The sequence below is a fragment of the Sphingobacterium sp. 1.A.5 genome (assembly GCF_002734235.1).
GTDB lineage: Bacteria > Bacteroidota > Bacteroidia > Sphingobacteriales > Sphingobacteriaceae > Sphingobacterium > Sphingobacterium daejeonense.
Map to the genome: position 1 here is coordinate 76,804 of NZ_PEBA01000023.1, position 13,485 is coordinate 90,288.

Here is a 13,485-nt window from a genome sequence, read left to right on the forward strand (position 1 = left end):
AAAAGAAATAAGATTGGATTTAACAGACTATAATAAAATTGTAAAGCATTTTTTTGAAGATGTACCACAGATCAATTTAGGATACATAAAAGGTTTCACAAGCGAAACTGGAATTTACCAACACGCAAAATTCAATATCCCAGACTATCATCATGGATATTGTCTCGACGATAATTCAAGAGCATTATTGTTATTGCTAATGTTTTCAGTAGAGGAAAATAAACCCATAGAGAATGGATTGATCAAAACATATCTATCTTATATCTATTATTCTCAGGAAGAAAACGGGTGGTTCAGGAATTTTATGTCCTATGATTTAAAGTTTTTAGAGTCCATAGGTTCAGAAGATTCTATGGGTCGAACAATATGGACTTTAGGTTATCTAATAGCACACAAACCTTTCTTAAAATATCACCCAATTGCAAAAGAAACCTTCGATAGAATAATTAATCATGTCGTAACCTTTAAGTCAATTCGTGCAGTAGCATATAGTATACTTGGAATATTATATTTCCTAGAAAAATATCCGAATCAAAAATCACAATTGGAGCAGTTGTCTGTTTTAGTAGAATTTTTGGTCAAGGAATTTGAATCTGCATCTTCGGATAATTGGCCGTGGTATGAAGGAATATTATCTTATGACAATGCAATTATCCCATTAAGTATACTCAAAGCTGGGAACTTTCTAAATAATGATGAAGTAAAAGAAATCGGCCTAAAAAGCTCAATTTTCCTAGATCATATTCTTTTCAGAAATGGTCATTTATCATTGATTGGAAATAATGGCTGGCTTACAAAAGAAAACAAAAACAATACTCAGGGACAACAGCCTATTGAAGTTGCTAGTATCATACTTTGGTATAAGGAATTGTCAAAACTTAATATTGATGTAAATGCTTCTGAAAAAATAAGGCTTTCCTTCGCATGGTTCCTTGGAGTCAATGATCATAACGAATCATTATTTGATTTAGAAAATATGGCTTGCTTTGATGGACTTGAACCTTATGGTGTCAATAAAAATATGGGCGCAGAAAGTAACATTGCTTTTTGGATGTCATATTTACATGCAAAATCATATTGTAAATAATATTCTTTTTTAAAATCTATATTGAGATTAACCGAACTTTTTTAATTATCAACGTGTTAATAATATAAACAAAAGGAGATTTCTATGAAAAATGAAGATAAACCAAATTTCCCAATGGATAAGAACGATGAAATTCAATCAAGCTCAAAAAAAAGAAAAGAACATCCAGTAGATATGCTTGCAAATAAAACAAAAACAGAATTACTAGCTGAAGCTCACAGTGCAGGCATCAAAGGAAGGCATAAAATGAGAAAGGATCAATTAATCTTATCCATTAGAAATCATTTAAAATAATGGCAAAACCCTTTACCCCTGATTCTTCACGAAAAATTAAAGGTATTAAATATGTTGACAGTACCATAGCTGGTTTTTCGAGATTAAAAAAAGGTAAAGGGTTTTCCTATATTGATCAGCACAACAAGAAAATATCAGACCCTAAAATTATTGAGCGCATAAAATCTCTTGTTATTCCTCCTAACTGGAAAAATGTTTGGATCTGCCCTTACCCATCTGGGCACATCCAAGTTACAGGTGTAGACATTAAGGGAAGAAAGCAATATATCTATCATGAGAACTGGACTAACGTCAGAAATGTTGATAAATTTTCCACTTTGCTACCTTTTGGAAAAGACCTACACAAACTAAGAAATAAGATTAATAGGGAAATCAAAAGAGATAAATTTGATCTTCAAAAAGTCTGCGCTTTAGCACTTAAAATTATTGATCTAACTTCCATGCGGCCGGAAAATAGTTTTTATCAAAAACAAAATGGATCTTATGGACTTACCACTCTAGAAAAAAAACACCTCATCCTAGATCAAAGTTCAATTTCTTTCAGATATAAAGGCAAAAAAGGAGTTGAACAGTTAAAAGAACTCAAGAAGAAAAATCTATCCAAGTACCTAGAACAATTGAAATCAATACCTGGAAAAAGACTCTTCAAATATTATGACGCTGAAAATAAAATCCATAAACTTGATGCCTCTCAACTCAATTCATTTTTACAAAAATATTTTAAAAATGATATAACCTGCAAGACTTTCAGAACTTGGAATGCTTGTTATTTAAGCTTGGAATTCTTAATAAAACAGGGAAAGGTCGAATCTGAGAAAGAAAGAGAGAAAATATCCAAAAAATTAGTTGAAAAGGTTGCCCATGACCTAGGAAATACCGTAGCTGTGGCTAGAAAAAATTATATTTTACCCAAAATAATATCTGAATATATTAACGGGAACCTCAATACTTGGATTCATAATACAGCAAAAAATTCCGCTCCAAAAAACAGAATCCATAAAAAATTATTGAAAATTATTACTGAGGGATAGATGTATTTCTACTGATTTCATACGAAATAATACTTAATTATCATTTTTATTCAACTAATTCATATTTCCGTTAGTTCTAATAACATAAAAACAAAATGTTATGGAAAATACAGAGAAGCAAATTGATTTAGTCAATGATGCAATAGAGATAAATAATGATAGAATTAAAGGGTATGAGAAAGCAATTGAAATTGCAAAAGATGCAAATTTAAATGAATTGCAAGTACTTTTTAATGGGTATATAGAACAATCCAGGCGGTTCCTTGCAGAATTAAAACCTTTGGTAAATCGAACTGCTGAAGAACCAGAAGAAGGAACAAAATTCTCAGGTAAAATATTCAGAATTTGGATGGATATTAAATCCGCTATCTCACCATCAATCTCAACTGCCCTCTTGGAAAGTTGTGAAAAAGGTGAGGATGAATTCAAAGAAACTTATAAAAACATATTAAGTGATAGTTTGAATGAATATCCTAGCTTGGTGGATATTCTTCAAAATCAACTTTCCCAACAATTGGAAGCTCATCAAAAAATCAAAGAGCTAAGGGATTTACAATAAGCTTCAAATAGCCCATTTCCATATACCAGGTGAAAGGTATACCAAAATATCTTTTGCCTGGATTCTTCAAACACAAAACTTAAGTATTTTTAAAAAAAAATACGGGATTTTAAGATAAAAATACGGGATTTGTGATAATCAATGGGTTTATATATAATTTAAAATTAAATTTATTAAAGTAATAGAGCAATGGATTCAAGTTTAGTCAATATCTTTTTTTTCATTGTAATAATTGTTGTTATTGGATTTACAGTCTATGGAATTCGAAATAATAGAATTAAAAAAAAGAACAAAGAATAGAATTGAAAAATTATAAAACATTGAATTACAAATTGCATTGGGTAAACAATAAAATATTTATAATCTGTAATCGTTTTTTATAAAACCTTCATTTTCCAAAAATTCCCCAAACTCTCCGTTTGGGGATATCATTTTTATCTGAGTAACTTCTGATAATCATTGAAAAATAAAAAAAACGGAAACATGCAATTATTAACTATTACTACAACCAAATTAACAACCTTTGATTAAAACTCATTCACATTTTGTATCGAATTTATTATTTTTAGTCGCCGGTTAAACTCACACAAACTATTTATGCCAACGACTGAAAATATTAAATTTTTAATAGATATACTTTATCATTCACCCTTAGCAACAGCAATCTATGTTGGTCCTGACATTCGGTTCGCTTTTGTCAATCATGAAATGAGGAAAGTGTTTGGTACCCATGAGAATTATATTGGAAAACCTTTCGGAGAATCCTTTCCAATATTAAAAGAACAGGGATTTTCAAAAATCCTTGAAAATGTTTGGAGAACAGGCATTACTTATAAAGCGACAAATTTCCCAGCAAGAATTTTAAATACTGATCTGAATCACACACGTTTTTTTGATTTTGAGTACAAAGCACTCCTAAATGAAAACAATGAAACTTATGCAATTCTTCATACAGGAATTGAGGTTACAGAAAGGAATATTGCCCTTCAAACCATAAAAACTCATGAACAGAATCTATCCCTAAATAATGAATTGGAACTAATTACTCATACATTAGCTCATGATGCTAAAAATCCACTCTCCATAGCAAAAATTGGGATCGAAACTATTAAGGCAAATGCGCAAATGAATCAAATCGAAAGAAATAATTGGCTTACAATTATTGATGAAGCAATTTTAAGCCTAAATCAAATTATTGATAAGACAACTCAAATTAGTGAAGCCAAAACTTTTAAAATTTCAAAAGAAACTATTTATATGGATGAAAAAATCCACTTTTGGATTAAAGAGTCAAAACTTATAAATAAAGTTGATAACGTAAATGTTATTTTTGGCGAACTTCTACCCCTTTATTCTGAGAGAAGTGGAGTATATCAAATATTTGCTAATATAATTGGAAATGCAATTAAATATTCCTCAGTAAATATTAATCCAACATTAACCATATTCAGCGAAAAACAAAACGATGAAATAGTTTATACAATTGAAGATAATGGCATTGGAATTCCTAAAGATGAAATTGATAAAATCTTTTCAAATCTTCAAAGGGGATCCAACACATTGGATCATCAAGGAAATGGTATAGGCCTTTACATTGTTAAATCAATAATAAATCGATTAGATGGTCGAATTGAAATAGCAAGTAATTTAGGCGAAGGAACTAGAGTGAAAATATATTTTCCGGACTATAAACCTATGGATAAGGAGTATTAATAGCAATTGTCCACCTATCCTTCTTACATTTTGGGCAAACAAAATTATGAGGTAAAAACTCTATTATTTTTCCACAAAACATACATGCAAATGGTCCTTTATCATTTTCTGTGGGGACTATTTCTTTATAGAGATCAGGAAATAATGGCAGGCCATATTTTACATCTTCATTTTTATATTTTAATACACTCATGGTTCCGTCTGTTTCCAAAACAGCCATTCTAACTTGACCTAAATGTTCAATGGAGACATTCCTCAATTCAGAAAAAAACTCCATTTTATTGAAACTACTTGTATTGTTATCCGTTACAGCAAATTCACCATCCCTAACGACCACTAAAGGCTCACCTTCTAATAATTTGTTTACGGTATCAAATCTGGCTACTAACCAAGTGATTAATTTATACAACAAAATTACAGTAAGGAAAACCAAGAGTGCATGGAAAATAGGAATATCATCTTGAAACATAGGGTCGCCTGCAGCTGAACCAAGGCCTAAAATAATAGCAACTTCAAATAACGTCAATTGCCTGACCCCTCTTCTACCAGAAATCCTGAGAATCGCCAATATTAACAAAAACATTATGAGGGTTCTTAATACTATTTCTGTCAATAAACTAGGACTAGCACCATCAAATAATATTTCATATAAACTTTTGTCCATTTCTATTTCTATTTATTATTTAGTTGAACGATTATTCATCGAATTTGTTCTATATGGGAACAAATAGAGTTTCAATTAAATATATTCTTATGAACAACAATAATTCAGAAAACCCAGAAACAAAATATCCTAAGCCTCCATTCAAAAAACAACCTCAATCTCCTCCAGGAGAAACGAAATTAATGGATCCCCTGCCGGATCATGGTGAAGAAAGTTATGTTGGGCATAATTTATTGGAAGGAAAGACGGTGATTATAACGGGTGGAGATTCTGGTATTGGAAAAGCAACTGCAATCGCCATGGCACGCGAAGGAGCAAACATCGTCATTGCATATAAAGATGAAATCGAAAATGAAGATGCTTATGATACTGCTGAATGGGTAAAACAGGCTGGTAGTCAAGTCATTTTATTTAAAGGTGATTTACGTGATGAGTTAAACTGTAAAAAATTAATAGATGAGACAGTTACTCAATTTGAAAAAATTGATGTACTCATCAATAATGCGGCATATCAAATGACCTACAAAGAAATCGAAGACATCACAGCGGAAGAATGGAACAAAACTTTTGAAGTAAACTTGAGTGCCATGTTTTATTTGGTAAAATATGGTAAAAAATATATTCCAGCTGGTGGAAGCATCATTAACACGACATCAGTTAATGCATATGATCCAAATCCTACGCTGCTACCTTACGCTGCAAGTAAAGCTGCAATTCAAAACTTTACAGCAAGCTTAGCAGAAAAACTTCTCCAAGATGGCACTGGAATTCGCGTAAATGCTGTAGCACCTGGTCCAATATGGACTCCATTAATCCCCAGCACAATTCCTGATCATGATAAATTTGGAGACAATACGCCAATTGGAAGGCCAGGACAACCTGCTGAAATAGCACCAATCTATGTCTTTCTTGCCTCTGATGCAGCATCATACATCTCAGGAGCAACAATTCCAGCAACAGGTGGTAGGATAACTATTTAGAGTCAGCCTTTAATATAGATTCTAACAAGTCTAAACTTGCATTAAAAGATTCAATAAATACCTCAGCAGCATTCCTAGAATTACAATGAATTTTAAGAGATTTTAATACATTCTGAAAAGAGATGCATAGAAATACATCTCCTGCCGAGGTATTGTTGTTATCTTCACAACCTGAGAATGCTTTCCCTGTTACAGCTATGTGTATATCTGCAGGAATAAGAATTTTCAAACCTTCGAGCATAGACTCAGTTACTTCAATAGATTCAGCTGAATACTGTTTTATCAAAGAATTTTGAACATTTAAAACATTGATTTTTACATCTTCAGCATAGCAGACGATTGAACCTTGTAAATAATTACCAGCCTCGGTCTGTAAACTCCATATACTTGTAAAAAATCCAGCAGGCATACTTTCCGCCAAAGAAAGTTTATAGCCTCGATCAGACATGAATTCACCTAACCTATTTAATTTTTCTTCATTGATATTCATAAATCAAAATCCTTCAAATTCATTTATCCTAAAACAACTTATCTGATAAAACGTTTAAAATTTCATTTTACCGAACTATATCTATCATAAATTGTTTTTAGAGAAAAGTTAATTTATGAGAGCAATTTGGACTGGAGCAATAGGATTTGGACTTGTTAATATACCTATAAAAATTTATTCGGCTACACAATCAAGTAGCCTCGACCTAGATATGTTAGATCGTAAAGATCTCTCCAACATAAAATATAAAAGAGTAAACGAAAATACAGGGAAAGAAGTAAGTTGGGATAATATCGTAAAAGGATACATGTTAAAAGACAAATATGTTGTTCTTGAAGATGCTGACTTTGAAGACGCTATGCCTGAAAAGAATAAAATGATCAATTTGCAGACTTTCGTAAAACTTCAAGAAGTAGACAGTATATATTTCGACACACCGTATTATCTCGAACCCCAAAAATCGGGAGAAAAAGCATATCAATTACTTATGCAAGCCTTGGAAAAAAGCAAAACTGCAGGTTTAGGGACTTTTGTTATGCGAAGTGTAGAAAATCTTGCAATTATCAAACCATACAATAATATTTTAGTCCTCAATAAAATTAGGTTTGAAGAAGAAATCAGAGATACCGAAGATTTGAAAATTCCTAAATCAAGTAAAATATCTAAAGCAGAAATGGATATGGCATTACAACTTATTAAAGCAAACAGTAAGGAATTTGACATCTCAGCCTTCAAGAATGAATATTCCAAAGAGTTGATGAAAATTATTAATCAAAAAAGCAAAGGAAAACGAGCTACAATCCGTAAAATCAATGTGGAAAATACGAAAGCCTCTGATTTACTGGAAAAACTGAAAGCATCTCTAGCTTAATATTTAGCTAGAGCTTTCTTGATATCTACTTTGCTACTGAATATTTTTTCCCAAGGATCATTGATGGTTGTAACCCTGTCATAGATATTGAATATTGTAAAATCTTGAATAGACAGATCATTATCAACTTCATCCCAAGATATGGGGGTACTGACTGTTGCCATAGGCTTTGGACGTGCAGAATAAGGTGCTGCAATAGTTTGGCCTTCTTTATTTTGTAAATAATCCAAATATATTAAACCCTTTCTCTTTTTTGGATCCCTTACCATACTGGTCGTATCAGGATGTTCTTGTTGAACCAACTCTGCAATGAATTGCACAAAGCTCCTTGCAATTTCATAATCATACTTAGCTCCAACATTGATAACAATATGTAAGCCCGTAGACCCAGAAGTTTTTATAAAAGCTTCAATATCACCTCGATCTAATACCGCCCTTGCTGTATGCGCCACTGCAATTACATCCTCCCACTGTGCACCATTAGGATCTAGATCAAGAACAACAAACTCCGGCTTCTCAGGCTTTTTATAAGTAGACAACCAAGGATTTATCTCAATCGATCCTAAATTGGCAATATATAATAAACTCGGCAAATCATTACACAATAAATAGTCAATAGTTTTATCCGTGCTTTCGGAATAAACTTCAGTAGTTTTTAAATAACTTGGTATCTTAGAAGGATCCACATCTTTCTGGAAAAAACTCTGACCTTCAATCCCATTTGGAAATCGGTTCATCGATATGGGCTTATCCTTCAAATAGGGTAAAATAAAATCCCCCATTTCTTCATAATAGGCAAGCAAATCACCTTTGGTAATATTATCATTCGGCCAATAAATCTTATTTAAATTAGTAAGATTTACAGTCTTTTTACCAAACTTCAACTCTTTTTCATTTTCCATAGCAAGCGCCTCCTTATCTTCAATTTTAGTGTCTTCAGCAGATTTGTCCTCTCTCAATCCCTTAAATACTGGATGCCTTAAATGCTCATCTCTAGTCCATTCAGAATAATACACATCACAGACCAATTCTGGCTTTAACCAAGTGACATTCCTTTCTTTTGCAACATCTTCGCTGCTCTCAAATGGTTTTGTTTTTTGAATTAAAGGTGTAAACTCATCAAATAACTCTTTAAGTGATTTTTCGTTGAAACCTGTACCACAGTTTCCGATATATTTAAGTTTGCCATTGGACATCAAACCTAAAACCAATGCTCCAAAATGTGACCTCCCTCCCTCTGGTTTTGTAAAGCCGCAAATAATCGCCTCTTGGGTATTTCGTAGTTTAATTTTTAACCAATTTCCATTTCTTTTCCCTTCCTGGTAGGTACTTTCTTTTAATTTGGCGATTATTCCTTCCCATTTATTATCTTCTGCAAAACCTAAAACCTTATTTTGATCTTGTTTCAAATTAGGTACAAATTCAATGGCCTCAACCTTATATTTTTTTATTAATAACTCTAAAAGCTCCTTCCTTTCAGTCAATGGAAATAAACGTAAATCATTACCATCCAATTGAATAATATCAAAAACATAATATTTTAGTTTAAGGTTTTTAGGAATTGGTTCTCCCGATTGCAACAGTTGAAAATATGACTTTTCATTCCTATCCTCAATTACGATTTCACCATCAAGAATACAATCGGTTTTGATACTACTTAATTCATTGACTATGGAGGGGAATTTTTTGTTTAATTTATTACCATTCCTAGATATAAGGTCGGCTTCAGGATTCTTTATTTTAGCAATTGCCCTAAACCCATCGAATTTCTTTTCATAGATCCAATCGTCAGAATCAGGGACAGATTGACTCAATTTGGCCAACATAGCATCACCTTCGAGTTCGGTATCTTCATTATTACCTGAACTAGGTGTTTTTACTTTTTTTTTTGAGGATGATTTTTTGAATTCCTTACCTTCTTTTTTTACAGCATCTGAGACCAATTTTTCTGAGTCATAAGGCTTGTCTGTCGAGTAATCATCTTTATGCTTTATCAATAGCCAATTTTCCGAGCTATCTCCTTGCATACGAACTAACGCAAAATCGCCTTTTAAAATCTTGCCCTCTAGCCTGAATTTTATGGACCCTTCTTTCCAACTTTTCAAAAACTCCTTATCTGTCTTTACCTCTAGTGGTGAATATTGACCTTCATCGAAAATGGACACAGTACCTGCACCATAATTTCCCTGAGGTATCCTACCTTCAAAAGAACCGTAACTTAGAGGGTGATCTTCTACTTGAACTGCTAATCTTTTATCTTTTGGATTCATGGATGGGCCTTTGGGAACAGCCCAACTCTTTAATGCACCATCAATCTCCAATCTGAAATCATAATGAAGCCTACTGGCATGGTGTCGTTGAACAACAAAACTATGGGTAGTCTTATTTAAACTTTTACCCTGAGCTTTCGGTTCAGAAGTCTGGGTAAAATCACGTTTTTTATTATAAGTATCTAGATTCGGCATGTCCTTTTTGATGAGAACAAACCGAATCATAGAATAGTTTTTATTTAATGAATCAATCCATTCAACACCGCAAATTTGATCAATGCCGGCGTATTTTTGGATTTTGTTTTATCAATTAAATTTTGCCGATGACCTTCAACAGTCCGTTTCGACAAAAATAATTTCTTTGAAATCTCAAGATTGGTATATCCTTCCCCTAACAACTCCAGCACTTCTAATTCTCTTGAAGTCAAATCAAGTTCTATAGGTTCAACCTCGAAATTCTTACCTTTCAGCCTCTCAATACCACTTTGGATAAAAGACATCGTAAGATCTTCGCACAGATATCGTCCACCCTTCGAAACATGCCTGATGCTGAAAATAAGTTCATCCGAACCAACGTTCTTTACTAAATAACCCTTTGCACCATATTCAAATGCCTTGATGACATGCTGCTCACAATCTAACATTGTCAAAACAATCACCTTCAACTTAGGAAAACGGTCAGATACTTCTTGAATTAATTGCAAACCATCGATATTATGCATCCCCAGATCCGTAATAACGACATCAACTTCAAGACCGGAATTTAAAATCTCCAAGGCTTCCTTACCACTGTTTACATCTGCAACAACATTTAAATCAGATTGAGAGTTCAAAAGAAGTTTGATACCATTTCTTACTACCAAATGATCTTCGGCCAACAGTATTCTTATCTCATTCATTATTTAAAAGGTTTAGTTTTACTTCCACTTTAGTTTCCTCGTCCAAATTCAAAACTTTTATCTCTCCTTGGTATAAATCAATCCTATTTTTTATGCTTCTCAATCCTGTACCCTTCTTATTATTTATTATAAAATCCTCATTAAATCCAATACCATTATCAATAACCTCTATTTTCAATAACCTTGTGTTTTTTACAATTTTAACTTGAACCTTTGTCGCATCCGAATGTTTCAGGCAATTATTCAACAATTCTTGAATAATGCGATAAATTACCAGCTTTAAATTTTCATCTAATTCCTCAATCTTAGCCGGAATCTTGCTTTTCACTTGGAAATCAGGTAATGATATCCTATTGATCATAAATTGAATTGCAGCTTTCAAACCGAAATCATGAAGAACTGCAGGAACTAAATCCGTTGAAATATGCCTAATTTGCAAAATAGCTTCATTGAGCAATTTTTTGATTGAATGAACCTCTTCATCACAAGTATGATTTTGCTCGAGATGATGGATGTTTAATTTTATAGCATACAGTATCTGTGCAACACTATCATGCAATTGAGTACCAATCCGGTGTCTTTCCTGTTCTTGGGTATCAACAATGGCTTGAAAAACCTCCTTTTGCAGTTCAACCCAATGCTCATGCGGATAGAACTCTTTGTCAAACAATAATAAACAGTACTGCTGCTCCTTGAATTGATTGATGTATTTTTTAACAAAGGTTTCAATTTTCAAGTATTTTTTATCTGTATGCTTAAAACCTAATTCAATCAATAAAGGCTTTTTGGAAGTTTGGCGGTTCTCAAAAATCCCACGTAACCTATAGGCATCTTCGGTGTTCAAAAACTCAAAAATATCTCGACCGACCAGGTCACCCCCCTTAAGTCCAAAAATATAATCAAAACGACCATTTAACCGCTTTACATGGAAGTTTTTGTCCAAAACAACAATAGCAAAGGGACCTTCATTGAAGAAAACATCAAAGCATAAAAAATCGCTCTTGTTGATTTCTTCCAAAAGTGTATAACTCCTTTTATAAGGGTTGATTTTAAATAATTTGTTGTTTGAAGCTAGCATGACTAATTAATCCCATCTCCTATTTTTTTAATTAGTGTACCCCTATTTTATGCGTGATTGTTGTATTATACTTCTTTTTGAAAAACATTAAACAAACGACTAGATTCTAGCTTTTTTAAAGAAGCTATTAAAATTAGTTAAAAAATATTGCTCTATCTTCTTTCATGAATATCAATAAACACAATTAAGTATTAAATAATTCAATTCACGTATTTGTCGCAAATCAGCTACAAAATTACGCTGATATATTTATTATAAATTTTAACAAATTATACTTAATTGATAGATATTTTTACATATATGATTACTATATCATTAAACACATAATTCACCTATTTGTTACTTTGTGAAAAAAATACCTGTTAAAAGTATTAATACCCGTTTTAATCCAATTCAATAAAATCTCAAAACATACTCATAAACAAGGCGTTATATTTAGACTGTTAACATATAATCGCATAACCATGAAAAATTTAATCAATGCCACAATCGAAAAAAATTCACCTATTTTAAAACGGCTCGCAAATAATTTCACAACAGACCCAAATGAGAAAGATGATCTTGTGCAAGAAACTTTTATTAGATCACTCAAGAGTCTTGAGAAGTTCGTTAATCATCCAAAAATAGTCTCATGGCTCTATGTCATCATGAAAAATGTATATCTTAATAAATATAGAAGGAAAGCTTTACACCGAACTGCTGAAAAAGAGTTAACACTAAATGGCCAAAACAGTAACTCTAGGAATAAAGCCGAATCAAAGTTTATCCTGAATGACATTGAAAATTCTATTAAATCTCTTTCAGAAGAAAACTATACGATAATTAACATGTATTTGGAAGGATTTAAATATCATGAAATAGCAGAATATACCAATATTAAAGAAGGAACAATTAAAACAAGAATACATACCATACGCAAGATATTACGCAAAAAACTTACAGTTTATATGCCTAATTAATAGCAAAATATGGTTATAAAAAAAGTGGTTGTGTCAAGTACAACCACTATGGGAAAGATTTAATTTCTTATCAAGCTTTTCAAAACCTAAATCATAATTGAAAAACCTAATGTTGGCCATTATTCTTCGTACAATTGTTCAGCATTGATCCCTAATGCCGTAATTGATGAAATAATGGAATAACTCGCGATATTAATGCCCTCAACTGACAATAAATATCCATTGATATAGGGAGCAATTTGCCAGTCATTGATATTCGCGATATCATTCATAGCATCTTTAACTCTATTTAATTGATGCAAGGTTACTTTCCCAATTTCAAATTTTAAACTGTCCATGATATGCCTCCTATTTTTATTTTATTATCGAAAATGTTAATTAAATTGTTAATAATTCTGAATTGAAAGGATAAATTATTATCCACCAACCGGCTAGCTCTCAACAAGTTACAAAATTATATCATTTCAAACAAGCAGATTTTTGAAATTATTAGTAGGAAACACTTTTCTCTAAATATTCATTATTTAAAATGAGTTTGCATTAAAGATTTAGCAAATGATCTAAGAAATATAAAACTTATTGACATTGTA

Annotated in this window: 14 protein-coding genes; 8 read left to right on the forward strand and 6 right to left on the reverse strand. The window is 32.1% G+C overall.

Annotated features, from left to right (window positions below; translation table 11 throughout):
- Positions 1-13 precede the first annotated feature (13 nt).
- From CRT24_RS10800 to CRT24_RS10820, 5 genes are all read left to right on the forward strand, one after another.
- The gene (locus CRT24_RS10800; RefSeq protein ID WP_099371249.1) at positions 14-1,087 is read left to right on the forward strand and encodes a hypothetical protein; all 1,074 of its coding nucleotides are present in this window, start codon (positions 14-16) and stop codon (positions 1,085-1,087) included.
- An 84-nt stretch (positions 1,088-1,171) separates the two neighbouring features.
- Positions 1,172-1,381 (forward strand): Rho termination factor N-terminal domain-containing protein, encoded by a 210-nt coding sequence (locus CRT24_RS10805; protein ID WP_099371250.1) that lies wholly within the window; start codon positions 1,172-1,174, stop codon positions 1,379-1,381.
- Entirely contained in the window at positions 1,381-2,412 is a 1,032-nt protein-coding gene (locus tag CRT24_RS10810; RefSeq protein WP_099371251.1) for a DNA topoisomerase IB, read from the forward strand. Before CRT24_RS10805 ends, CRT24_RS10810 begins: the two co-directional genes overlap by 1 nt.
- Positions 2,413-2,512: 100 nt before the next feature.
- Positions 2,513-2,971, forward strand: a complete 459-nt coding sequence (locus CRT24_RS10815; protein ID WP_099371252.1) for a PA2169 family four-helix-bundle protein — start codon at positions 2,513-2,515, stop codon at positions 2,969-2,971.
- Between the two features lie 597 nt (positions 2,972-3,568).
- Positions 3,569-4,684 (forward strand): PAS domain-containing sensor histidine kinase, encoded by a 1,116-nt coding sequence (locus tag CRT24_RS10820; RefSeq protein WP_099371253.1) that lies wholly within the window; start codon positions 3,569-3,571, stop codon positions 4,682-4,684.
- Here the strand turns inward: CRT24_RS10820 and CRT24_RS10825 are convergent.
- Positions 4,665-5,348, reverse strand: coding sequence for a DUF421 domain-containing protein (locus CRT24_RS10825; RefSeq protein ID WP_099371254.1), 684 nt, complete (start codon positions 5,346-5,348; stop codon positions 4,665-4,667). The genes CRT24_RS10820 and CRT24_RS10825 overlap by 20 nt on opposite strands.
- A gap of 89 nt (positions 5,349-5,437) precedes the next feature.
- Between CRT24_RS10825 and CRT24_RS10830 the strand changes: the two genes are divergently transcribed.
- On the forward strand, positions 5,438-6,328 hold the full coding sequence (locus CRT24_RS10830; protein ID WP_099371454.1) for an SDR family oxidoreductase: 891 nt from the start codon (positions 5,438-5,440) through the stop codon (positions 6,326-6,328).
- Here the strand turns inward: CRT24_RS10830 and CRT24_RS10835 are convergent.
- The gene (locus CRT24_RS10835; protein WP_099371255.1) at positions 6,321-6,818 is read right to left on the reverse strand and encodes a CinA family protein; all 498 of its coding nucleotides are present in this window, start codon (positions 6,816-6,818) and stop codon (positions 6,321-6,323) included. The genes CRT24_RS10830 and CRT24_RS10835 overlap by 8 nt on opposite strands.
- Positions 6,819-6,933: 115 nt before the next feature.
- Between CRT24_RS10835 and CRT24_RS10840 the strand changes: the two genes are divergently transcribed.
- On the forward strand, positions 6,934-7,689 hold the full coding sequence (locus CRT24_RS10840; RefSeq protein ID WP_099371256.1) for a Ku protein: 756 nt from the start codon (positions 6,934-6,936) through the stop codon (positions 7,687-7,689).
- Here CRT24_RS10840 and ligD read toward each other — a convergent pair.
- Genes ligD through CRT24_RS10855 form a run of 3 tightly spaced genes read right to left on the reverse strand, consistent with a single transcriptional unit; the run spans position 7,686 to position 11,936 of the window.
- On the reverse strand, positions 7,686-10,184 hold the full coding sequence (gene ligD, locus CRT24_RS10845) for a DNA ligase D (RefSeq protein ID WP_257214020.1): 2,499 nt from the start codon (positions 10,182-10,184) through the stop codon (positions 7,686-7,688). The genes CRT24_RS10840 and ligD overlap by 4 nt on opposite strands.
- Positions 10,185-10,198: 14 nt before the next feature.
- A complete protein-coding gene (locus CRT24_RS10850) occupies positions 10,199-10,858 on the reverse strand; it encodes a response regulator transcription factor (RefSeq protein WP_099371258.1) in 660 nt (219 codons plus the stop codon).
- Positions 10,851-11,936, reverse strand: coding sequence for an ATP-binding protein (locus CRT24_RS10855; protein ID WP_099371259.1), 1,086 nt, complete (start codon positions 11,934-11,936; stop codon positions 10,851-10,853). The genes CRT24_RS10850 and CRT24_RS10855 overlap by 8 nt, the downstream gene beginning before the upstream one ends.
- A gap of 464 nt (positions 11,937-12,400) precedes the next feature.
- Here CRT24_RS10855 and CRT24_RS10860 point away from each other — a divergent pair, with 464 nt between their 5' ends.
- On the forward strand, positions 12,401-12,895 hold the full coding sequence (locus CRT24_RS10860) for an RNA polymerase sigma factor (RefSeq protein ID WP_099371260.1): 495 nt from the start codon (positions 12,401-12,403) through the stop codon (positions 12,893-12,895).
- 119 nt (positions 12,896-13,014) lie between these two features.
- On the opposite strand, the gene CRT24_RS10865 is transcribed toward CRT24_RS10860, so the two are convergent.
- On the reverse strand, positions 13,015-13,233 hold the full coding sequence (locus CRT24_RS10865; RefSeq protein ID WP_099371261.1) for a hypothetical protein: 219 nt from the start codon (positions 13,231-13,233) through the stop codon (positions 13,015-13,017).
- Between the last annotated feature and the right edge of the window lie 252 nt (positions 13,234-13,485).

What these genes read in the sequence shown, in the direction of transcription:
- CRT24_RS10805 (WP_099371250.1), top strand. Translation starts at nt 1,172, where the DNA reads ATGAAAAATGAAGATAAACCAAATTTCCCAATGGATAAGAACGATGAA.
- CRT24_RS10810 (WP_099371251.1), top strand. Translation starts at nt 1,381, where the DNA reads ATGGCAAAACCCTTTACCCCTGATTCTTCACGAAAAATTAAAGGTATT.
- CRT24_RS10815 (WP_099371252.1), top strand. Translation starts at nt 2,513, where the DNA reads ATGGAAAATACAGAGAAGCAAATTGATTTAGTCAATGATGCAATAGAG.
- CRT24_RS10820 (WP_099371253.1), top strand. Translation starts at nt 3,569, where the DNA reads ATGCCAACGACTGAAAATATTAAATTTTTAATAGATATACTTTATCAT.
- CRT24_RS10825 (WP_099371254.1), bottom strand. Translation starts at nt 5,348, where the DNA reads ATGGACAAAAGTTTATATGAAATATTATTTGATGGTGCTAGTCCTAGT.
- CRT24_RS10830 (WP_099371454.1), top strand. Translation starts at nt 5,438, where the DNA reads ATGAACAACAATAATTCAGAAAACCCAGAAACAAAATATCCTAAGCCT.
- CRT24_RS10835 (WP_099371255.1), bottom strand. Translation starts at nt 6,818, where the DNA reads ATGAATATCAATGAAGAAAAATTAAATAGGTTAGGTGAATTCATGTCT.
- CRT24_RS10840 (WP_099371256.1), top strand. Translation starts at nt 6,934, where the DNA reads ATGAGAGCAATTTGGACTGGAGCAATAGGATTTGGACTTGTTAATATA.
- ligD (WP_257214020.1), bottom strand. Translation starts at nt 10,184, where the DNA reads ATGATTCGGTTTGTTCTCATCAAAAAGGACATGCCGAATCTAGATACT.
- CRT24_RS10850 (WP_099371258.1), bottom strand. Translation starts at nt 10,858, where the DNA reads ATGAATGAGATAAGAATACTGTTGGCCGAAGATCATTTGGTAGTAAGA.
- CRT24_RS10855 (WP_099371259.1), bottom strand. Translation starts at nt 11,936, where the DNA reads ATGCTAGCTTCAAACAACAAATTATTTAAAATCAACCCTTATAAAAGG.
- CRT24_RS10860 (WP_099371260.1), top strand. Translation starts at nt 12,401, where the DNA reads ATGAAAAATTTAATCAATGCCACAATCGAAAAAAATTCACCTATTTTA.
- CRT24_RS10865 (WP_099371261.1), bottom strand. Translation starts at nt 13,233, where the DNA reads ATGGACAGTTTAAAATTTGAAATTGGGAAAGTAACCTTGCATCAATTA.